This is a genomic window from Natrinema amylolyticum (assembly GCF_020515625.1).
In the GTDB taxonomy this organism is placed as follows: Archaea; Halobacteriota; Halobacteria; order Halobacteriales; family Natrialbaceae; genus Natrinema; species Natrinema amylolyticum.
Genome location: NZ_JAIWPJ010000003.1, coordinates 567,090 through 588,293 on the forward strand (window position 1 = coordinate 567,090; position 21,204 = coordinate 588,293).

Below are 21,204 nucleotides of genomic sequence, written 5' to 3' on the forward strand. Positions count from 1 at the left end.
TCAGCCCTCACTCAGAACGTCGGGGAGGAATCGGTCCTCGTGCGCGACGATGACGTCCTCGTACCTGAGAAGCGTCTCGAGGATCGAGCGAACGCTCGCTTCGAACGACGTCGTGCGACCGTCGATCAACGCTTCGTAGCGATCGTTTTCGATCTCCATCGCATGGGTCTCGTCCTCCGACCGCGGGTTCTCGAAGTGTTCGACCTCGACGCCGAGCCCGAACTCGTTCGCCACGTCGGCGACGGTCTCGGCGATCTCGACGATGCTGATCGCCCGCGTCACCTGATTGTAGACGGTGTGGTCGTCGGGGCGCTCGTCCGGATCTCCGAGCGCGAGTCGCGCCAGTCCCTCGACGGCGTCCTCGAGCGCGATGAAGGGCTTGCGCTGTTCGCCGCGTCCGTAGACGGTCATCGGATAGCCGGCGACGGCCTGCGCGCAGAAGCGGTGTGCGACGACGCCGAAGTAGTAGTCGAAATCGAACCGCGTCCCGAGCCTGGGGTCGGCCGCCGTCTCGGCGGTCTCGATGCCGTGAGTGATCGCCGTCCGGACGTCCGATACCGGAACGTCGAACTGGTCGTGTGCCAGCCGCATGTTCGCCGCGTCGTGGGACTTCGTCAGGTGATACCAGCTCCCGGCCATCGCCGGAAACGGGACGTCGTCGCGCTCGCCGCCGTGTTCCATCGTCGCCTCGCCTTCGGGGATGGGGAACTCGGGCGCGCCGTACACCCCGGTCGTCGTGGTCTCGATGAAGTGCGTGTCCTCGAGGCCGTGTTCCCGCAGCGACCACAGGAGGTTCCGCGTCGCCTGGAGGTTGTTGTGCTGAGTGAAATTCGCCCGGTCGCGGCTGATCTGGGAGTACGGTGCCGACGGTTGGGCCGCCGTGTGGACGATCGTCTCGGGTTCGTGGATCCGGATCAGCCGGTCGACGAACTCGCCGTCGGTGAGGTCGCCCTCGACGAACGAGAGGTTCCGAACGCCGTGGACCTCGCCGACCGTCTCGAGCCGATCCGTCATCGAGGCGACGGGCGTCGCACTCGTCGATCCGACCGTCTCGACCCAGTCTCGTCGCCCGAAGTTGTCGACGAGGACGATTTGATCGTCGGTTCGGGATGCGATGCGAACCGCTGTGGGCCAGCCGATATATCCGTCTCCACCGGTGAGCAGCATTGACATGATGCTACCAGATAGTGATCCGAACGATAGCAAAAAATGTATCCATTGGAAAGATCCAATGATAATGCTAGCGCCATTATTTACTGAACATCTTAGCTATCTTCGTTCACTTGGCGAAATAGTATAAGGATCTAGTGAATCAAATTTATTGCCGGTGACGTCGCAAAACGGTTCGTATGGCTGAGACAGGCGATTCCGACGAGCCGTCAGAGACGTGTGACCGATGCGGCGAACTGCTCGATGACGAACTGATGGACGACATCGAGGACGGCGTGGGCTGCGTCGAAATTTGGAGACACCTCAGCGAGAACCGTGACGAGGAGTGAGTCGTCCGGGTCGACCGTTCCCTAGCGCGGTGTCGCAGCGATCGGTGATGACCAGTAGTTTCAACACCGCTCCGATAGGACGTGATACACGGTATGCGACTGACGCGTGACCTCTGGGGCCGTCTCTCCCTGGCGGGGTTTCTGGCCGCGTTCGCGGTCGTCATCGGTCGGCCGCTCCCCCTGGCGGGAACGGTGCTGATCGGCGCATCGATCCTCGCGTCGCAGTACTCGTTTCTCGCCGCGCTCGACCGGACGAGACGCCGACTCTCGGTGACGCGATCGCTCCCGTCCGCGCCCGTTCGAGCCGACGAGTCGACGCCGATCCCGATCAGTGCGACGCTCGCGGACCCGGCGCCGTTCGCCCTCGAGATAGCTGTCGGGCTGCCGACCGCGGCGACGTCGGACCGCGACGCGGCGGTCCTGACGCTCGAGCCGGACGCGACGACCGCGACGGAGACCGTCTCCGTCACGTGGCCGGTCGTCGGGAGCCACCGGTTCGACGCGGCTCGAGTGACCGCGACCGACGGCCGGTTCGTCGAGACGTTCGCGACGGGCGAGCGACCGACGGTCTCGGTCGAGTCGCGAGGCCCTCGGCGGATTCACGTCGGGGAGGGCGGCGACCGGCTCGCGAGCCTGTACGGTGCCCACACGCTGCGTCGGTCGGGTCGCGGGCTCGAGCCGGCCGAAATACGGGAACACGTTCCCGGGGACGCGGCCAAACGGATCGATTGGAAGGCGACCGCGCGGCTCGCGACGCCCCACGTCCGCGAGTACGAGACCGAGACGACGCGTCGGACCCTCCTCGTGGTCGATCACCGTCGGTCCCTCTCGACCGGCCCGCCGGCGGTGACGAAACTCGACTACCTCCGAGAAGTGATGCTCGCGACGGCCGAGAGCGCCCGCGAACTCGACGACCCGCTCGGACTCGTCGCCGTCGACGACCGCGGCGTGACGACTCGTCTCGAGCCGACCGCGACGACCGAGACGTACGCGACGGTCCGCCGCGAACTCCTCGACGTCGAGCCGACGCCGTCTGAACCGACCGCCCGACGCGCTGCTGAGTCGACTGCCCGGCACGCCGCCGAGCCGGCCGCTCGAGCGCCGACGCGAGCGAGCGACGGCGGGTGCGCCGCGCGAGGACGGTCGGCTGGGGCGACCGCCGACCCCGATCCGTCGATTCACGAGCGGCCGACGCGGGCGACGGCTCGCCGCTCGGTCCGGGATCTCGAGGGCGACGGCGATCCCTTCGCGGAGACGCTCCGTCCGTTCTACGCCGATTCCGGGCGGTACTACCGGCTCGCACGGGAACGCCCGCTCTTCGACGCCGTGGAGACGGCGCTGACGTCGAACGCGTCTGCGACGTGGACGGTCCTCTTCACCGACGACACCGACCCGTCCGAGCTTCGCGAGACGGTGTCGATGGCCCGCGCGAACGGCGCCGCCGTCACGGTCTTCCTCGCACCGACGGTGCTCTACGAACCCGGCGGTATCGACGACGTCGAACGGGCGTACGACCGCTACCTCGAGTTCGAGGCGTTGCGCCGCGACCTCGCGCGACTCGACCGCGTTCGCGCGTTCGAAGTCGGGCCCAGCGATCGACTCGCGGCCGTCCTCGAGGCCGGGCGCGAACGGGGTGGGCGACGATGAGCGGCCGGTCGACGGATCTCGACGTGCCGACGGTCCTGGTGCTCGCGGCGCTCGTCGCGGTGTTCTCCTACGCCGCCGGCTGGCCGGGTGTGGTCGCCGGCGTCGCGACCGTCGCCGTCTGGTACGTGCTCGAGACGCCGTCCGCGGTGGCGATCGGCCACGTCGCGCTCGTCGGGCTCTTTCCGGCCGGGATCGACCCGGTCCCGTTCGCGATCGTCGAGGCCGGGTTCGTCGCGCTCGTGCTCGCGTCGGCCCCGCGAACGGCGAGGCGCGCTCGGATCGGCCACACCGTGGCCGTGCTCGCGAGCGTCGGGGGGCTCGCGGGGATCGCCTGGGCCGTGCTGGGTCCGGCGGGGCGACCGCTGTGGGCGGCCGCCGTCGCGTCGCTCGCCGCCCTGGCCGGGGGCGTGTACGGCCTCCACCGATACGGACTCGTCTTCGTTCTCGACCGCAGGGAACGCGACCGCACCGAGCCGCGGCGACGACAGCGCGAGTCGATCGCCGAACCGGCGACCGCGGCGACGGAGCGCGTCGGTTCGTCGCCGCCGGACGCGGACTCGACAGCCGACGCTGATAGCTACCGATGACTCAGAGCACTGACGACCCAGATCGGACCGACTCACGACCGCCGCAGCGCGACGATGCCGCTGCGGAATCGACTCCGGACCGGGCCGAGGCGGCCGCCAGGGCGGAACTGCTGGCCGAAGAGAACGCCCGCCTCCGGGCGGAGTACGCACGCTCGATGCGGGGGATGTACCGCCGAACCGCGCGATGGCTCGCCGTCGTCGGCGCAGTCGCCGTCCTCGGCGGCGGCCTGTTTCCCGACGGCCGAAACGTCCTGTTCGCCCTCGGCGCGACCGGCCTGTTCGGCGCGATCCTCACCTACTACCTCACTCCCGGCCGGTTCGTCGCCGCCGACGTCGGCGACTGCGTCTACGCCGCCGCCGCGACGAACGCGCAGGCCCTGGCCGACGAACTCGCCCTCCGGGATGACCGCCTCTATCTCCCCGGAACCGGCGCGTCGTCGGTCCGGCTGTTCGTCCCACAGCGGGCCGAGTACGAGCTCCCCGACGACCGATTGAGCCCCGTCAGTACCGGATCGGCGGACCGAGGTCTCGTCCTCGAGCCGACCGGTAGTAGACTCCTCGCGGAGTTCGAGCGGACGCTCGACGAGTCGCTTTCGGCCGAGCCGACGGCCGCGGCGACGCGGCTCGCCGACGGCCTCGTCGAACAGTTCGAGCTCGCGACCAGTGCCGACCCGGCAGTCGATGCCGACGACGGGCGCGCGACCATCGCCGTCGAATCGTCCGCCTTCGGCGACGTCGACCGGTTCGATCACCCCGTCGCCTCGTTTCTCGCGGCCGGGTTGGCCGACGCCCTCGATCGGCCGGTCGAACTCGAGGTCGATTCCGGCGCGGAGCGAACCGAGTGGCTGATCACGTGTCGCTGGGAGCCGGCGTAACTCGCCTCGCGTCCGACTGCCCGGACCGGTGTTCTCTCGGTCCGACGTCACTCCGTCGAGGCCGCGTCGCCGCCGTCGCTCACTGCCTCCTGCTCGAGCCCCGCCTCGGTCCCCGGGACGTCGACGGACTCGAGGACGTCCGCGACGACTTCGTCCGCGGCGACGTCGCTCAGCCCAGCGTCGGTCGTCAACACGAGCCGATGCGCTAAAATCGGCTCGGCCAGCGCCTTCGCGTCGTCCGGAATGACGTACTCGCGACCGCGAATCGCGGCCCGTACCTTGACGCCGTCGAGATACGCGAGCGTCGCCCGCGGCGACGCTCCGTGAGCGACGTCGGGGTGGGCTCGCGTCGCTCCGACGAGATCGACGAGGTACTCCTTGACTGGGCGGGCGACGTGAACGTCGTCGGCGCGCTCCCGCGCCGCGAGTATCTCCTCGCGGTCGACGACCTGCTCGACCGCAGTTGGGCCGAGCATCGGCTCGTCGTCGAAGCGGTCGACGAGCTCCAGTTCGGCGTCTTCGTCGGGGAGCTCGATCCGGTGTTTGAACTGGAAGCGATCGCGCTGGGCCTCCGGCAGCTCGAAGACGCCCTCCATCTCGATCGGGTTCTGCGTCGCAATGACCACGAACGGCCGCGGCAGCTCGAGGGTCTCCCCGCCGATGGTGACGTGGCGCTCTTGCATGGCCTCGAGCAGGGCGCTCTGGGTCTTCGGCGTCGCGCGGTTGATCTCGTCGGCGACGACCACGTTCGCGAAGACCGGGCCCCGCTGAAGCTCGAACGTGCCCGTGCTCTCCCGGTAAATCTCCGTCCCCGTGATGTCCGCCGGGAGGATGTCCGGCGTCATCTGGACGCGGTTGTACTCGAGGCCGCTCGCGCGGGCGAAGAGGGTCGCGAGCGTCGTCTTCGCCACGCCGGGGACCCCCTCGAGCAGGAGGTGGCCGCGAGTTAGCAGCGTGATCGTGAGCAGTTCGACCGCGTCGTCGTTGCCGACGAGGACGCGGCCGATCTCCGCGCGTAACGCGTCGTAGATCGCTTCCGGATCGCCCGTGTCTGTACGACTGCCGTCGGTTCTCGGATCGTTCTCGCTCATTCGTAGTCTCGTGTCTGGTCCGTCGGGTCGCTTCGGACGGGTTCGTTCGTCGCGCCTCCGGTCCGCCGCATGGACCGGGCCCGTTCAGTCGACGGTATCGTGGTCATCACGGTCCCGTCGGATACGGGTACCGTCTGCTATCACGCGCTGGATCCGATCGTCGTCCCACTCGGGATGCCGTCGTCGAACGATCGCTTCCCGCTCCGCGTCGGACAGGACGGACACCGAGGACGACCGCGCTGACGATGCCGAGCCGTCGCGCGGGTCGGCGCGTCGGGAGCGGTCGCCGGGCAGCAGTCGCCGGGCGCGCACCGCCACCGAGCGGGCGCGTCGTCCGGACGCCGCTGCGATCGCGACGACGCCGCCGACTCCGAGCAGCAACTGCAGCGGTCGAACAGCGCGTATCGTCAGGACCGCGGCGGTCAGCGGCGGGACGTCGGCGGTGTGCGAGACGTCCAGCAGGACGCGGTCGGCGTCGCCGTACAGCTCCCGGACGAACCGACCGTTGTCCGGTCGGCCGATCATCACGTTGATCACGAGGCTCGGATCGCCGACCGTGACGACCCGTCCGCGCTCGACGCTCTCTACGGTCGCGACCGGATACGTTCCGAGTTCGTCGTCCGGCCCGAGCCGGTCGTCGTCCGCGGTGAGGTAGGCGAGATCGCTCGTCGTGACGAGCACCGTCGTATTCTCCGATCCCGGATCGACCGCCGTCGCGTAATTGAGCGTCAACCGGTCGACCCCGTCGGTCAGCGAGTGGTTCTCGACGCCGGTCGCGACCGGCATCGCCGGCCCCCCGTCGTTCTCGTACTCGTCGCGGAGCAGGCGTCCGTCCGCGCGGGCCGAAGCACCGACGTCGGCCAGCAGCGCATTACCGTTCTCGCCGACGTTCTCGAGGACGACGAGCGTGCCGCCGTTCTCGACGAACGTCCTGATCCGCGCGGCCTCCGCGTCGGTGTAGGGCTCGTCCGGCGCGACGACGAACGCGACCGTCCCGTTAGCGGCGGACTCGTCGGAAAACGCCTCGTATTCGATCGAATCGCGGATGAGTTCGCTCTCGATGTCGGGGTCGGCTTCGATCTCGTCGCGGAGGTCGGTCGCGCCGTCCCAGGTGGGATTGTGCGGGCTAAACGCCGCCGTAGACGTCGCCGCGAGGATCCCCAGCGTGCCGACGGTCGCCAGCGCGAGCGTGACCAACAGGGCGCGCGGCCAGACGATTCCCTCCTCGTCGACGGTACCGGCGTGCCAGTTCACGGGAGCACCTCCGGCGGAAGCACTTCTGGCGGGAGTACCTCGAGAAGCCGGTGGGCGACGAGCGCGGCGAACCCGACGAGGCCGAGCAGCGTGAGCCATTTCAGCCGAGATCGCCACGTCGGCGTCACGTTAACCGGCGCGGTGAGTTCCGTGACGACGAGCAGGCCGATCAACGAACACACGAAGAACAGTTCGGCGGAGAGCGAGCCGAACAGCGCCAGGAGGAGTACCGTCGCTACCATCCACGCGAGCTGTCCGCGGACGAACCGCATCCGGCGCGGAGTCGCCATCTAGCGGTCCTTCGCCGTCGCTGTATCTAACTATGCGGAGGATAATTGGAGATAGGTATCGGCTATTTCTAATAGTAGCTGGCCGCAGTCGGTGTGATTTTCCGCGAGAGCACGTCTTGTCCGGTGTTTTTGTACATTATTCATAGATAATAACTAGGTAACGCTAGACTTTGTTTAAAGCGGTATTTTCAGAACCTTCCATTACTGTCCACTAATGACGAACTGTCGATCGGACCGTTCGGTCGACAGACGTATTACAGACATACGGCTGTAATGTATACTGTAGTCAGTCGTTCCTGAAGTCCTTCTCGACGAATTCGTTATCGTTCGCGGTCCGTTATCGTTCGTCATCGCTCGCGGTTCTGGGATGGGGCATCCCGGCGTGCTGCGTCGACCAGTCGCCGCCTCCGGAGGTAGCTTCTCGAGGAGGGGCCGCCGTCCCCGTGGGACTCGTTCGGACCGACTCCGCGACCGCTGCGGGGGTCGAAAACGAGAGGGACGGAGGGGGAATCGGTACCGGTTTCCTCCCAGTTAGCAGTCGGCGACGATCACCGTCCGCGATAGGCACGTTCGACGAGCGACCGATAGCGCTGCTCAAATACTATGAAATCTGGTAGGTGGCACAAAGTAAAATCTAGATATACTATTTCAGAGCCGATCGCCGCTCGGTTCGCATCCGGGTAGAGACCGACACCGAGAGTGTTGTCGGCCCCGTCACCCGCCCAACCGACGAACCGGTTCGGAGACGTCTCTCTCTCTCGAGAACGGGCGGAACGACGGACGCGCTACTGTGCCCGTCGAATCCCGTATCGTTCGATCCTATTGGAGGCCCTCGCGGTCGGGACGCGATTCCCGCGGCTCTCGCGTTGATTCCTCGGCAAAGCACGTCCATTGGTGCCACTCGACCGGTGGAAGCGCGGTCTCGGGCCGAACGGGGGTGGACTCCGTTCTCTCCCAATAGCAGGCAGTGCTCTCGCTCGTTCTGTGTCGATATGTGATCTATCTTTTGATACACATACGAAAGTGTATTACTATACTAATCTGGTATTTAGCATATCTCGGTCGGCCGCTCGAGTTTGCCAGTGCGGCGTCATCGCTCGTCGGCGCGACCGACGGACTGCCGAGCGCGAGGCGAGCGCCGCACTTCGCTGTGCGACCGCTCAGTCTCGCCGTGGAGTCCGAGCACGCTCAGCGTGGGATCCGAGTCAACTCGAGCAGACCCGAAAACGATACGGCCCCCTTCTCCCTAGGACAACTAATGAGTACCCTGTCGGGGAACTGGCGCGAGGCCATCGACGACGTGGACGCGGCGCTGATCGACGGCTATCAGAGCGGGTTCCCGGTCGAAGAGCGTCCGTTCCGCCGCGTCGGTGCCGATCTCGGAATCAACGAGTCGGCGGCGATCGAGCGCGTCCGCGCCCTGCGGGAGGCCGGTATCGTCCGCCGGTTCGGTGCCGTCCTCAACCCGCCCGTGATCGGCTCGTCGACGCTCGCCGCGGTGCAAGCGCCCGCGGACCGCTTCGAGGAGGTCGCCGCGATCGTCAACGACTACCGGCAGGTCAACCACAACTACGCCCGCGACCACGAGTGGAACATGTGGTTCGTTGTCACCGCCGGCTCCCGGGCCGCTCGCGACGACATTCTGGCCGACATCGAGCGCCGCACCGGCTGTGACGTCCTGAACTTGCCGATGCTGACCGACTACTACATCGATCTCGAGTTTCCCGTCGTCAACGGCGATCGCTTCGCGCGCGAGTCCCTCGAGGAGCGACTGGACTCCTCCGCGACCCGGATCAGCGAGGAAGCGGCGGGCGATCTCTCCGCGCTCGAGGCCGAACTCTTGCTCGAGATTCAGGACGGGTTCCCGCTATCGGCGACGCCGTACCGCGATATCGCGGAGTCAGTCGGCTACGCCGTCGAAGACGTGCTCGCGGCCGTCGAGCGATTGCTCGAGAGTGGCTGTCTCAAGCGCATCGGCTGCGTGATCAACCACGTCGTGACTGGCTTTGACGCCAACTGCATGGTCGTCTGGGACGTGCCCGACGAGTCCCTCGACGAGTGGGGCGAGCGGGCGGGCGGGCTGCCCTACGTTACGCTCTGTTACAATCGGCCCCGCCGACCCGAACAGGAGTGGCCGTATAACCTGTTTACGATGATCCACGGCCGCGATCCGGAGGCCGTCGACGCGAAGATCGACGAACTCGCCGCCGACTACCTCCCCGTCGACCACGAGCGGCTCTACTCGACGGAGACGCTGAAACAGACGGGTGCGCGCTACGACGATCTGGTCGGCCGCTGAGTCGCCGCCTCGCCGCCACGAGTCCGTTGTGCGGTCGGTTTCGGTTCGTGACGCCGTCGTGCCCGACCGGGTTCGTCTCATCGGGGACTTCCTGCCGAGTACCGAGGGATCGGCTGGGAATTCCGGCCACTATGCGATTTCTCGTCCACGCGTCGAGTGAGATCGGGAAATTTCGCGGAGGAACGCGTTTCTCGCTTCCGCTCCGGACCGTGTCACCCCGGCTGTCGAATGAAATGCGATAGCAGACGAACCCGTGGAGCCGGACCGGCCGTCGAATGGATCGTCTCGGAGCGGCGTCTCGAGCGGGGACGGCCTCGAGACCCCACGTGTCGAGTGAACTCGTCAGCGGACTACCACCCCAGGTGTCGAATGTAAGTGTGGTAAATTAGGTAATAGACGCCCGAGAAGTACCGTTCCGAATAGAAACACCCCGACTGTCGAGTGAAATGTGATAGCGAGACACGACCCTCGAGACGCACATCGGATGAAGTCTGAACCGTTTTGGCGAGTGATGGCTGAATCGTCTTGGCGGATGACGTCAGAATCGTCTTCCACCCCAGGTGTCGAGTGAAATCACCTACTGAAAATGATCTCCTGTCGAAAATGGCTACGCTCTACGCAGCTACCCCGGCTGTCGAATGAAATCCGCCGAGTTACGTTCGGTTGAGTTCCGAGAAACGAGTATCGTTGCGAATAACGGCCTGTACGACGGATGGATCCTCCAATAGGTAGTAGTAATTCGTGACGCCGCTACTGTACCCGCGTCCGACTCGTTCGGTCCGCCCGAGAATATCGAGAAACACCTGTTCGTCGAGTTTGTCGCTCATTCGGCGCTGAGAGAGCGTTTCGATCCCGAGAGCGCTATCCGACGTGATCGTTTGGTACATCTCGTAGATCTCGCGGGTGGCGAACTCTTCTCGGTCGCTGTGTTGCTCCGCGAGTATCGACAGCGCGTAGACGGACGCCTTGATCTGCGTCGGTTGCCCCTCGAGAAGCTGGGAAAATCGGTCGATATCGGCTCTCTCTCGAGCGTTCCGTACGTGCTCCTCGGTCACTTCCTCGGCGTCTCCGTCCTTCGCCAGTTCGCCGGCGTTCCGGAGGATATCTAACGCTTTCCTCGCATCGCCGTGTTCTTGGGCAGCGAACGCGGCGCTCAGTGGGATGACGTCGTCCAAAAGGACGCCGTCTCTGAACGCATCCTCTCGATTCGACATGATCTCGCGGAGTTGGTTCGCGTCGTACGGTGGGAACACGAACTCGCGGTCCTGCAGACTACTGAGAATCCGCTCGTCGAGCGATTCCTTGAACGAGATTTTGTTGCTGATCGCGATGATCCCCACGTTACAGGAGTCCAGTTTCCCGGCTTCTCCCGCCCGAGACAGTTGCATGAGGATCTCGCTGTCCTGGAGTTTGTCGATCTCGTCCAAAATGATGATCGCGACGTCGTAGCGCTGATCGAGAATCGACCAAAAGCGTTCGTAGTAGACGTCGGTCGATAATCCGGTGACGGGGATACTGATGCCCGTCTCTTCCGGATCGTTCAGCGTTTGAGCCAGATTGATCACGACGCGCGTTTCGGTCTTCGTCTGCGTACAGTCGACGTACGCTCTCCCCAGCTCCGTCCCGTTCTCGACCGAATACTGTTGGGCGCTTCTGGTGACGTGTTTCGCGACGAGCGATTTACCGGTCCCCGTTTTCCCGTAAATGAGCGTGTTTCGAGGCGACTGGCCTTTCACCGCGGGATGAATGCTCGAGGCGACGTTCTTGATCTCGCTGTCTCTGCCGATAATTCGATCCTCGTTCGGAACGAGGTCGATGTCGAGGAGCTCCTTGCGGCTGAATATCGGGTCCTCCGTCGCCCAGAAGTCCTCGAGGGACCCGTCTTCGGTCCCGGTGCCGTTTTCCATACCCGTCCCGTACCGATGGGGATCATATATAGGCTAGTGATTGGGAGCGACCAGTCGTCGGGTGTAGAGTGCACAAATCAGCGTAACTATGGCTTGTGTTCCCAATCTGGTCTACAGACGTGGCCCCTCATGTCGAGTGAAATCGGAGGATGACGTGGCCGAGGAGTTCTGTGGAAATCCAGTCGTCAAACGAGATGGTTTCGTGGAAGGGCGGTGAAACAAACTCCCACACCCCAGGTGTCGAGTGTAGAGTGCCGAAAAGGCGTCGTAAAAACGCTAAAACGAGCGTCCAGCAATTCGCGATCCGTCTCCCTCGATTCCGTTTCAGTGGAGTACGGGTGTCGTTTCTAGCTATCGGATATAAATCTTTCCCACTATAGTTATAGTTACTTGACTACAATTTGGCAGTCGATATCCGATTATTTCCTGAACAGTCCAGATAGACGCTCTCTCATAGCCTTTCGACCATCTACACTCGACACCTGGGGTGTGGGTGTAACATATTCTTTTAGACAGATAGTCAACCGGCGTCATAAACGATCTTCTCTACCACTGTAACTCCCACGAGACCACTGTAACTCCTGCGAGTCCCGATTACTCGAGCGCCTCGGCCACGACTTCGATCGGCGTCGGCGGCTCCGCTGGGGCGTCGGGTCTGTTCTCGAGTTGGGTGCGACAGGAGGCGCCGGGGGCGACGACGCGGTCGCCCTCGCTGTCGTCGACCTGCTCGTAGAGGATCGAGGCGATGGCGTCGCTCATCGAGGCGTGTTCGGACTCGTAGCCGAAACTGCCGGCCATCCCACAGCAGCCTGAATCGAGCGGATCGACGGCGTAGCCGGCCCGTCGGAGCACGCCGACGGCGTGGTGGTCCTTCGCGACCGACTTCTGGTGGCAGTGGCCGTGATAGACCAGGTCGTCGGTCGCCGCGCGCTCGTCGAACGCGATCTCCTCGTCCAGTCGGAAGGTGTCGACGTACTCGCAGACGCCGTAGGTGGCATCGGCGAGCGTCTCGGCGGCCTCGGTCGAGAGCAGATCGAGGTAATCGCCCTGGAACATGACCGCGTCGGAGGGCTCGATGACGACCACGTCCCAACCGTCGGCGACCCGCGGCGCGAGCGCGTTGACGTTTTCGCGGGCCGCGTCTCCCGCCTTCTCCAGAAAGCCCTTCGAGAACGCCGGTCGACCCGTATCGCCGAGATCGTCGGGGACGGCGACGTGGACGCCGGCGGCCTCGAGCACGCGGACGGCCGCCTTCCCGGCGTCGGGGTGGCTGTAGTTGGTGTAGGTGTCGGGGTAGAGGACGACCTTTCGGATGGCGTCGGCCTCTCTGACGCGCGCGCCGCCGCGCTCGTGGAACCAATCACGGAAGGTCTTCGCATGGAACGTCGGCAGCGGTCGATCGGAATCGATCCCGAGGGTCACTTCGAGCGCCTTGCGCGCGCCCGGCAGCTTCGGCAGGGCGTTCGACAGCGGGGCGAGCTGGCTCCCCCACTTCGAGAGAGTCGCGACGTTGGCGAAGAGCCGATCCCGGAGCGTCGCGCCGTTGCGCTGGTGGTACTCGTGGGTGACCTCGGCCTTGAGCTTCGCCATGTCGACCTCGCTCGGACAGTCGATGGCACAGCCCTTACAGCCGATACACAGCCCCATCACCTCCTCGACGAACTCGTCGGAGACGGCCTCGTCGGGATCCAAGTCGCCGCTCATGGCCTGTCGGAGCGCGTTCGCCCGACCTCGAGTCGCCGTGATCTCCTCCCGACTCGCGCGGTAGGTCGGACACATCACGCCGCCCGTGGTCTCCTGTTCGCCGCGACAGCCCCCACAGCCGTGACAGAGCTCGACCATGCCCTGCATGCCGTTGTCGTTCTCCCACTCGAGCGCGGGCTCGAAGCCCGCGTCGAACTCGTAGTCGGGATCGAACCGCAGGTGCTCCCGCAGATCAGTGGGATCATCCTCGCGGAAGACGACCTGTCCCGGGTTCAGGAGCCAGTCGGGATCGAACGCCGTTTTGAGGTCCTGAAACGTCTCCCAGAGTTCGTCGCCGTAGCGTTTGTGATTCCACTGGGTGCGGGCGCGGCCGTCGCCGTGCTCGCCCGAGACGGAGCCCCCTAATTCGACCACGAGGTCCGTCACGTCGTCCGCGATCCCGTGGAGTTGCTCGAGGCCCACTTCGGTCTTCGTGTTCACGAGCGGCCGGACGTGGAGGACCCCGGGCCCGGCGTGCGCGTAGAAACTGGCGTAAGTGTCGTGTTTCTCGAGGATCTCTTCGAACGCCTCGACGAACTCGGGGAGCTTCGCGGGCGGGATCGCGGTGTCCTCGATGAAGGAGATATGCTTCTCGTCGGTCGTCCGCGAGAGCAAGATCGGCAGGCCGGACTTGCGGAGCTTCCAGAGCTTCGCACGCTCGGCGTCGTCGTAGGCCTCCAGGGCCTCGAGCGCGAGGGTCTCGGCGTCACTGTTCGGGGCGTCTTCGGCCGGCTCCCCTGCGGGCGTCGCCGACGGCACGCGGTCGGCGAGCAGGCCGGCGACCTGCTCCCTGCCGTGGTCGTCGTCCTCGGCGTAGAACTCGACGAGCAGGACGGCGTTCGTCCCGTCGGGGAGCAGCTCGGTGACCGGGCCGAACTCCGCGGTGTCGCGGGCCAGATCGATCAGTACGTCGTCTAACACCTCGACGGCGGCGGGGTCGTGTGCGAGGATCGGCTCGACGTCCCGCATCGCCTCGTGGAGATCGGGATAGCAGAGCAGGGAGACGGCCTTCGTCTCGGGCACCGGCTCGAGCGAGACGGTGGCCTCGGTGACGATCGCGAGGGTGCCCTCGCTGCCGGCCAGCAGCCGCGCGAGATTGACCGTTCCGGGCTCACCGGTCTCTTCACCACCTGGCAAGTCCTCGCCGCGGGCCTCGGCGACGAGCCGGTCGAGGTTGTATCCGGAGACGTTCCGTTTGAGATCGGGATACGTTTCCTCGATGCGGTCCGCGTCCTCCGCGATGACGCGCTCGACTTCGGCGTAGATCCGTCCCTCGAGGTCGCCATCGGGCTCAGCCCGCTCAGAAATCTCCTCGAGGCTGACCTCGCCGAAGCGAGTGACGGTGCCGTCGGCGAGGACGGCCTCGCACTCCTCGAGATAGGCGTCGGTCTTGCCGTACTTCAGGGAGTGTGCGCCGGTCGAGTTGTTCCCGATCGCGCCACCGATGGCGCTCTTGTCGCCCCAGGCTGGGTCGGGGGCGAACTTGAGGTCGTACGGGTCGAGAGCCTCGTCCAGCGTCCCGAGGATCGTCCCGGGCTGGACCGTCGCCGTGTGGCCGTCCGGATCGATCTCGAGGATCTCGTTCATGTACCGCGTGAAGTCGAGCACGACGGCCCGATTGACCGTCTGGCCGGCGAGGCTCGTCCCGCCGCCCCGCGGGAGGACCGGGATCTCCCGCTCCGCACAGTACTCGAGGATCCCCGCCACGTCGGCCGTCGACGTCGGGAAGGCGACGGCGATCGGCGTCATCTCGTAGGCGCTCGCGTCGGTCGCGTACAGTTCGCGGGAGTAGGAGTCGGCGCGGACCTCGCAGTCGACGATCCCCTCGAGGTCCGCGACCAGGGCCGGGCGATCGACGTCGTCGCTCCGATAGTCGTAGTTCGCTCGCCGGTCGGCGGCCGGGTCAGCGCTCGGCTCCAGGGACATACGTCACCCTTGCTCAGGGGCGGCTAAAAATACCCGCATTCCGACAATCAGTCGACACCCGGCCCTGCTGCCGATTCCGTCCCATTCGGTGGCCGGATCCGAGCATCTATCGAGGGGGGATGGGACGAGGCCGGCCAGGCGGTTCGAGAGCCGCCGCCCGGCCGGCACGCGGACGTTCCGATACTGGGAGTGGTGACCGAATCCGAAAGTGGCCCCGTCGTTTTTCCACGTGCGCCCCCGGGGCCGCCGCCCGAGTCGCCGGGCGGTACTCTCTCTACCAGCGGCGGCGAAACAAACGCTCTGCCTAACTAGTTGGGGCAGAGCAGGGGCTGATCGGATATGGGGTGTTCGGCTCGAGTCCGGTTCGACGCGCGGCGGGACCATCGCGACGGTCGCGTTACGCGTCGTCGCCCCACTCGCCGCTCATGCCGACGCGCTCGCCGTCTTCCCAGACGTAGTAGCCCTCGCCGGTCTTCTTGCCGAGGTTGCCCGCGCGGACCTTCCGGCGCAGGGACTGCGGCGGTTTGAACCGCTCGCCGAGTTCTTCGCGGAGGTATTCCGCGATGTGCAGGCGCACGTCCAGCCCGACGTGGTCGGTCAGCTCGAGCGGCCCCATCGGATGCCCGTAGCCAATCTCCATCCCTTCGTCGATGTCGGCCGGGCTGGCGACGCCCTGCTCGACCATCCGGATCGCCTCGAGGCCCAGCGCCAGCCCGAGTCGCGACGTGGCGAAGCCGGCCGTGTCCCGGACGACGACGTCCTCCTTCTCGAGGCCCTGCACGTAATCGACGGCGAACGCCTCGGTGCGGTCGTCGGTCTGCTCGGCGATGACGATCTCGACGAGGTCCATGATGTGGGGCGGGTTGAAGAAGTGGAGGCCGACGGCGCGCTCGGGGTGCTCGAGCGCGCTGGCCATCTCGGTCACCGACAGCGAGGAGGTGTTCGAGGCGATCACCGTCTCCTCGTCTGCGGCGTCCTCGACGTCCGCGAAGACCTCCTGTTTGAGGTCCATGTCCTCCGGTACCGCTTCGACGACCAGGTCGGCGTCCGCGACCGCGTCCGCGAGGTCGGTCGTCCCCTCGATTCGCTCGAGGGTTTCCTCCATCTCTTCCTCGCTGAGTTTGTCCCGATCGACGCCGCCCTGCAGGTTCTCGCGGATCCCCTCGAGGCCGTTATCAACGAACTCCTCCTCAATGTCCCGGAGGATCACGTCGTGGCCCGCCATGGCGGAGACCTGTGCGATTCCGTGGCCCATACTGCCGGCTCCCAGTACGGTGACTTGCATGTGCGAGGCCACAGCGGAAACGATCAAAAGCGTTCCCTTTCGAACGAACCGCTCGAACCGTACGAACGCGGTACCAGTCCGAAATCCACTGCGCATCAACCGCTCCAGAATCCACTGCGCATCAGCCGCTCCAGTCCAGTGGCGCGCGCTGTCGCTCGGGACGATCGACAGCGAAGGTCGATCGACGTAACGGCTGGGGACTCCGGGCCCCTCGCCCCTTTCAGTCCCATCCCACACAGCGCCTCTTCCTCCCCAACCGACTGCGGTCCTCGCTCCCGCTGGTCGCTCCGGTCCTCATCCCTCGCACGGCTTCGGACCGCGGCTCACACGATTTCGCTGCGGCCCAGCGCGCGCCACCGCACGTGGGACGTCCTTCGCACCGAACCGAAGCCGAAAATCCCCGACCGGATACCGGAGAACGGAGCTACTTTAGTTCCGGAGCGCGAGCCACTCACTACCAATGAGCGACCGCCAGCCGGTTATCGTACAGGCAGTCAGGACTCCGCAGGGGAAACACGGTGGCGTCTACGCCGACACGGGGAGCGAGGAACTCTCGGTGCCGCTCGTAAACGAGATGCTCGAGCGGACGGGGCTCTCGGGCGCGGCCGTCGACGACATCAGGTGGGGCTGTGCCAAGCAGGTCAACGAGCAGAGCAACAATATCGCCCGCGTGATCGCGCTCCTCTCGGACCTCGGCGAGGAGGTTCCCGGCACGACCATCGACCGACTCTGTGCCTCCTCGGCGGAGGCGATCATGAGCGCCAGCGACGCGATTCGGGCGGGCCAGCGCGACGTCATCGTCGCCGGCGGCGTCGAGAACATGTCCCGCAACGAGCGCCGGAAGGGGATCGACTCCTACGCCGGGATCGCCGAGCAGTACGACGCGGCCGGGCTCGCGATGGGCCAGACCGCCGAGACGGTCGCCGAGGAGTTCGATATCGGCCGCGACGAGCAGGACGAGTACGGCGCTCGCAGCCAGCAGCGCGCGGTGGAAGCGACCGAGGCGGGAACATTCGACGAGGAAATCGTCCCCATCGAGACGGCCGACGGGACCGTCACCGAGGACGAAGGACTCCGTCCCGGCACGACCAAAGAAAAGATCGCCGGCCTGCCGCCCGCGTTCCGTGAGGACGGCACCGTCACCGCCGCCAATGCCTCGCAGGTCTCCGACGGCGCCGCCGGGGTCCTCATCACGAGCCGCGAGTTCGCTGAGGAACGGGGCCTCGAGATCATGGCCGAAATCGAGGATCACAACGTCGCCGGCGTCGATCCGACGGTGATGGGGATCGGCCCCGTTCCGGCGGTCCGCGGAATCTGGGAGCGAAACGGTCGCGACGCCGACGACTACGATCTCGTGGAACTCAACGAGGCCTTCGCCAGCCAGACGATCTACTGCCGGGACGAACTCGGCTTCGACGACGAGCGCTTCAACGTCAACGGCGGCGCGATCGCCATCGGTCATCCGTTGGGTGCCTCGGGCGCACGACTTCCCGTCACGCTGATCCACGAACTGCAGCGCCGGGGCGGCGGGCTGGGGCTCTCGACGATGTGCGTCGGCTACGGCCAGGGCGCGGCCGTCGAGTTCCGCGTGCCCGAGCAGTAACGACTCCGACCGCGTTCGTCCCGGATTGTGACTGCCGTCGAGCCGCGTTCGTCGCGGCCGTCTCGAGCCGGTACCGGAGCCGTTCGACCGGCTGCGAGCGATAAAACCGGGATTCGAGTTCGTTTCCAACTGTCAGTCTCGTCCTCGAGGCCCGTCGTCTCGCCGGTCGAAAACGACCGCAAAAATTCCGAGCCGGTTCGCGGCCGACGCCGCGATCGCAGCGCCTCGGTTACAGGATCTGGTCGGCGATGATGTTCTTCTGGATCTCGCTGGTGCCCTCGTAGATCTTCGTGATGCGGGCGTCGCGGTAGTAGCGCTCGGCGGGGTAGTCCGTGACGTAGCCCGAGCCGCCGTGGACCTGGATGCCCTCGTCGGCGACTTCGACCGAGATCTCGGAGGCGAACAGCTTCGCCATGCTCGAGTACTGCGCGGCGACGTCCTGGTTGTTCTGCTCGACCTGGGTCGCGGCGCGGTAGGTCAGCGAGCGGGCGGCCTCGACCTTGGTGGCCATCTCAGCGATCTTGTGCTGGATGGCCTGGAACTCCGAGATCTTCTGGTCGAACTGCTCGCGCTGGTTGGCGTACTCGATGGCGGCGTCGAGTGCGCCCTGGGCGGCACCGACGGCCTGTGCGGCGACGCTGGTACGGCCGGAGGCGAAGAACTCCATCAGCTGGTAGAAGCCCTTGTCGATCTCGCCGATGACGTTCTCCTCGGGGATGCGGACGTCGTCGATGACGACCTCTGCGAGGTCCGACGCGCGAATGCCCAGCTTGTTGGTGATCTTCTCGGTCTTGATGCCGTCGCGGTCCATCTCGACGAGGAACGCGGTGATGCCGCGGTGACCCTCGTCGGGGCTGGTCTTGGCCATCAGGACGCCGACGTCGGCGACGGTCCCGTTGGTGATCCACATCTTGTTCCCGTTGAGGACGTACTCGTCGCCGTCCTTCTCGGCGACCGTCTCGATGCCGGCGACGTTCGAGCCGTGTGCCGGCTCGGAGATCATCGAACAGGAGGCGGTCTCCCCGTTGGCGATCTTGGGCAGCCACTCCTCTTTCATCCACTCGTCGCCGAACTCGATGATCATGTCCGTCCCGAAGCCGGCGGAGCCGACGGCGCTCCCGATACCGGGGTCGGCGCGCCAGAGCTCCTCGGTGACGATCGTCGAGGAGATCTTGTCCATCCCGGCACCGTCGTACTCGAGCGGGATGTTCGGCGCGACGAAGTCGTATTCGGCGGCCTTCTCGCGGAGATCTTCCGGATACTTGTGTTCTCGGTCGTGCTCCTCGGCGACCGGCACCATCTCGTTTTCACCGAATTCGCGGACGGCATCGCGGATCGCTTCGTGCTCGGCTGACAGCTGGAATGCCATATGGTTTGCTTGGTGTCGTCTTACAAAGTAGCTTCGGATATGCTCGAAATTTGTTTTTGTTAATACATCGGCGGACGAACCGCGAGAGTGGAAACGGGCGGGGCGGGTCGGTTCTGACAGGTGGGAATGCCTCGGTCAGTGGAAGACCGCGACCAAGCGGCGATCAGTCGTCGCTCTCGTCGCGGAGTTCGAACTTCTGGACCTTGCCGGTCGTCGTCCGGGGGAGTTCTTGCACGAACTCGACCTCTCGTGGGTGTTTGTACTCCGCGAGGTTCGTCAGACAGTACTGTTTGATGTCTTCGGGCGTCGCCTCGGCGTCGGGCGTCGTCACGACGAAGGCCTTGACCGTCTCGCCCCGACGCTCGTCCGGAACTCCGACGACGGCGGCGTCGGCGACGTCGGGGTGCTCGAAGAGGAGCTCCTCGACTTCGCGCGGGTAGACGTTGTAGCCGCCGGTGACGATCATGTGTTTCTCCCGGTCCACGACGTAGAAGAAGTTATCTTCGTCCCAGTAGCCGATGTCGCCGGTGTGGAACCAGCGCTTGCCGTCCTCATACGTAAACGCCTCCTCGTTGGCCTCCGGCAGCCCGTAGTACTCCGTCATCACGTTCGGGCCGTGGATGACGAGTTCGCCCGTGATATCGTGAAGGTCGGCCTCCTCTTCGTCGATCGGACCTTCTTCCACGCGTGGAACTTCGTCGAACTCATCATCGACGATCTTGGCCTCGACGCCCTCGAGTGGTTGCCCGATGCTCCCCTTCCGGCGGTTCTCGTTCGTGTTAGCGTGGGTGACCGGACTCGTCTCCGTCAGCCCGTAGCCCTCGTTGAGCTGGACGCCCCACAGCTCCTCGAATCGGTCCAGGACCTCGAGCGGCAGGCTCGAGCCCCCGGAGTTAGCGAAGCGCAGCGCCTCGAACTCGTACTCGTCGGCGTCGGGCTGGTTGATCATGTCGTTGAACATCGCGGGGACGGCGAACATGATCGTGATCTCGTCGTCCTCGAGCTGGTCCATGACCGTCGGCGCGTCCCACTCGGGGACGGGGTAGTAGGTGCCGCCGCTGTACATCGCGCCGTTCATGACGACGGACATGCCGTAGATGTGGAACAGCGGGAGCGTGCCGATGAGTCGATCGGAGGCCTGGAAGCCCCCTGGCGGGACGCTCGCGTTGGCTCGCGTCGTAAAGGCCAGATTGTGGTGGGTCAACAGGACGCCCTTCGGCGTGCCGGTCGTCCCCGACGTGTAGGGCTGGACCGCGACATCGTCGTCGGCGCGGTCGACGATCCCTTTAGTGTCGTCTGCGAGAAAGTCGTCGAACGCGGTGGCACCGTCGGCCGCTCCGCCGACGCTGATCACCTGTTCGACGTCCGTATCGTCCTGGACCTCGAGGACCGTGGGGACGAGGTCGGCCAGCGAGACGACCGCCTTCGCCCCGCTGTCGCCGAGCATGTGGCTGATCTCGCGGGCCTTGTACTGCGGGTTCATCGGGACGATGATCCCGCCGGCGCGCAACGTGCCGTAGAAGGCCGTGACGAACTGCGGCAGGTTCGGGAGGTAGATGCCGACGCGGTCGCCCTCGCCGATGCCGCGATCCTCGAGCGCCTGCGCGAATCGTCCGGCTCGCTCCCAGAACTCCTCGTAGGTCAGTTCGGTTCCACGATACGCGATCGCGGCCGAATCCGGGTTCGCTTCCACGGTCTCGCCGACGTCCGTCACGAGATTTGTCATACCTTGTGTAGGGTCGTCTGAGGGCCACAAAAGGGTTGTTACTCGGTAATCCAATTTACTTCGGTTGTTTCCGAAAACGGGGACCGAACGGCCGCGTGGCCGC

Annotated in this window: 15 protein-coding genes; 6 read left to right on the top strand and 9 right to left on the bottom strand. The window is 65.5% G+C overall.

Annotated features, from left to right (window positions below):
• Positions 1–1,173 (bottom strand): NAD-dependent epimerase/dehydratase family protein, encoded by a 1,173-nt coding sequence (locus LDH66_RS18385; RefSeq protein WP_226482534.1) that lies wholly within the window; start codon positions 1,171–1,173, stop codon positions 1–3.
• A 176-nt stretch (positions 1,174–1,349) separates the two neighbouring features.
• Between LDH66_RS18385 and LDH66_RS18390 the strand changes: the two genes are divergently transcribed.
• The 4 genes from LDH66_RS18390 (at position 1,350) to LDH66_RS18405 (ending at position 4,608) form a co-directional block, all read left to right on the top strand.
• Positions 1,350–1,499 carry a hypothetical protein gene (locus LDH66_RS18390; RefSeq protein WP_226482535.1) on the top strand — a complete coding sequence of 50 codons (150 nt, stop codon included), beginning with the start codon at positions 1,350–1,352 and terminating at the stop codon, positions 1,497–1,499.
• 93 nt (positions 1,500–1,592) lie between these two features.
• Positions 1,593–3,146: a DUF58 domain-containing protein gene (locus LDH66_RS18395; protein ID WP_226482536.1), complete on the top strand. Its 1,554-nt coding sequence runs from the start codon at positions 1,593–1,595 to the stop codon at positions 3,144–3,146.
• Positions 3,143–3,733 (top strand): DUF8163 family membrane protein, encoded by a 591-nt coding sequence (locus LDH66_RS18400; RefSeq protein ID WP_226482537.1) that lies wholly within the window; start codon positions 3,143–3,145, stop codon positions 3,731–3,733. The genes LDH66_RS18395 and LDH66_RS18400 overlap by 4 nt, the downstream gene beginning before the upstream one ends.
• Entirely contained in the window at positions 3,730–4,608 is an 879-nt protein-coding gene (locus LDH66_RS18405) for a DUF7982 domain-containing protein (protein ID WP_226482538.1), read from the top strand. The genes LDH66_RS18400 and LDH66_RS18405 overlap by 4 nt, the downstream gene beginning before the upstream one ends.
• 47 nt (positions 4,609–4,655) lie before the next feature.
• On the opposite strand, the gene LDH66_RS18410 is transcribed toward LDH66_RS18405, so the two are convergent.
• From LDH66_RS18410 to LDH66_RS18420, 3 genes are all read right to left on the bottom strand, one after another.
• Positions 4,656–5,699: an AAA family ATPase gene (locus LDH66_RS18410; protein WP_226482539.1), complete on the bottom strand. Its 1,044-nt coding sequence runs from the start codon at positions 5,697–5,699 to the stop codon at positions 4,656–4,658.
• 84 nt (positions 5,700–5,783) lie between these two features.
• A complete protein-coding gene (locus tag LDH66_RS18415) occupies positions 5,784–6,953 on the bottom strand; it encodes a DUF4350 domain-containing protein (protein WP_226482540.1) in 1,170 nt (389 codons plus the stop codon).
• Positions 6,950–7,243 (bottom strand): DUF8044 family membrane protein, encoded by a 294-nt coding sequence (locus LDH66_RS18420; protein WP_226482541.1) that lies wholly within the window; start codon positions 7,241–7,243, stop codon positions 6,950–6,952. The genes LDH66_RS18415 and LDH66_RS18420 overlap by 4 nt, the downstream gene beginning before the upstream one ends.
• A gap of 1,258 nt (positions 7,244–8,501) precedes the next feature.
• On the opposite strand from LDH66_RS18420, the gene ahbB reads away from it, so the two are divergent.
• Entirely contained in the window at positions 8,502–9,542 is a 1,041-nt protein-coding gene (gene ahbB / locus LDH66_RS18425) for a siroheme decarboxylase subunit beta (protein ID WP_226482542.1), read from the top strand.
• A 653-nt stretch (positions 9,543–10,195) separates the two neighbouring features.
• On the opposite strand, the gene LDH66_RS18430 is transcribed toward ahbB, so the two are convergent.
• From LDH66_RS18430 to LDH66_RS18440, 3 genes are all read right to left on the bottom strand, one after another.
• A complete protein-coding gene (locus LDH66_RS18430; RefSeq protein WP_226482543.1) occupies positions 10,196–11,449 on the bottom strand; it encodes a Cdc6/Cdc18 family protein in 1,254 nt (417 codons plus the stop codon).
• A 594-nt stretch (positions 11,450–12,043) separates the two neighbouring features.
• Positions 12,044–15,118 (bottom strand): FAD-binding and (Fe-S)-binding domain-containing protein, encoded by a 3,075-nt coding sequence (locus tag LDH66_RS18435; RefSeq protein ID WP_226482544.1) that lies wholly within the window; start codon positions 15,116–15,118, stop codon positions 12,044–12,046.
• Positions 15,119–15,515: 397 nt separating this feature from the next.
• The gene (locus tag LDH66_RS18440) at positions 15,516–16,403 is read right to left on the bottom strand and encodes a 3-hydroxyacyl-CoA dehydrogenase family protein (RefSeq protein ID WP_226482545.1); all 888 of its coding nucleotides are present in this window, start codon (positions 16,401–16,403) and stop codon (positions 15,516–15,518) included.
• A gap of 460 nt (positions 16,404–16,863) precedes the next feature.
• On the opposite strand from LDH66_RS18440, the gene LDH66_RS18445 reads away from it, so the two are divergent.
• A complete protein-coding gene (locus LDH66_RS18445; RefSeq protein ID WP_226482546.1) occupies positions 16,864–18,006 on the top strand; it encodes a thiolase family protein in 1,143 nt (380 codons plus the stop codon).
• A gap of 229 nt (positions 18,007–18,235) precedes the next feature.
• Here the strand turns inward: LDH66_RS18445 and LDH66_RS18450 are convergent, their stop codons facing one another.
• Together LDH66_RS18450 and LDH66_RS18455 are read right to left on the bottom strand one after the other, a co-directional pair.
• Positions 18,236–19,375, bottom strand: a complete 1,140-nt coding sequence (locus LDH66_RS18450) for an acyl-CoA dehydrogenase family protein (protein ID WP_226482547.1) — start codon at positions 19,373–19,375, stop codon at positions 18,236–18,238.
• A 163-nt stretch (positions 19,376–19,538) separates the two neighbouring features.
• Positions 19,539–21,101: a long-chain-fatty-acid--CoA ligase gene (locus LDH66_RS18455; protein WP_226482548.1), complete on the bottom strand. Its 1,563-nt coding sequence runs from the start codon at positions 21,099–21,101 to the stop codon at positions 19,539–19,541.
• Positions 21,102–21,204: the final 103 nt, after the last annotated feature.

Bases quoted from the DNA above. Each gene is read 5' to 3' on its own strand.
- LDH66_RS18385 (WP_226482534.1), bottom strand. From the start codon at position 1,173: ATGTCAATGCTGCTCACCGGTGGAGACGGATATATCGGCTGGCCCACA.
- LDH66_RS18390 (WP_226482535.1), top strand. From the start codon at position 1,350: ATGGCTGAGACAGGCGATTCCGACGAGCCGTCAGAGACGTGTGACCGA.
- LDH66_RS18395 (WP_226482536.1), top strand. From the start codon at position 1,593: ATGCGACTGACGCGTGACCTCTGGGGCCGTCTCTCCCTGGCGGGGTTT.
- LDH66_RS18400 (WP_226482537.1), top strand. From the start codon at position 3,143: ATGAGCGGCCGGTCGACGGATCTCGACGTGCCGACGGTCCTGGTGCTC.
- LDH66_RS18405 (WP_226482538.1), top strand. From the start codon at position 3,730: ATGACTCAGAGCACTGACGACCCAGATCGGACCGACTCACGACCGCCG.
- LDH66_RS18410 (WP_226482539.1), bottom strand. From the start codon at position 5,699: ATGAGCGAGAACGATCCGAGAACCGACGGCAGTCGTACAGACACGGGC.
- LDH66_RS18420 (WP_226482541.1), bottom strand. From the start codon at position 7,243: ATGGCGACTCCGCGCCGGATGCGGTTCGTCCGCGGACAGCTCGCGTGG.
- ahbB (WP_226482542.1), top strand. From the start codon at position 8,502: ATGAGTACCCTGTCGGGGAACTGGCGCGAGGCCATCGACGACGTGGAC.
- LDH66_RS18430 (WP_226482543.1), bottom strand. From the start codon at position 11,449: ATGGAAAACGGCACCGGGACCGAAGACGGGTCCCTCGAGGACTTCTGG.
- LDH66_RS18435 (WP_226482544.1), bottom strand. From the start codon at position 15,118: ATGTCCCTGGAGCCGAGCGCTGACCCGGCCGCCGACCGGCGAGCGAAC.
- LDH66_RS18440 (WP_226482545.1), bottom strand. From the start codon at position 16,403: ATGCAAGTCACCGTACTGGGAGCCGGCAGTATGGGCCACGGAATCGCA.
- LDH66_RS18445 (WP_226482546.1), top strand. From the start codon at position 16,864: ATGAGCGACCGCCAGCCGGTTATCGTACAGGCAGTCAGGACTCCGCAG.
- LDH66_RS18450 (WP_226482547.1), bottom strand. From the start codon at position 19,375: ATGGCATTCCAGCTGTCAGCCGAGCACGAAGCGATCCGCGATGCCGTC.
- LDH66_RS18455 (WP_226482548.1), bottom strand. From the start codon at position 21,101: ATGACAAATCTCGTGACGGACGTCGGCGAGACCGTGGAAGCGAACCCG.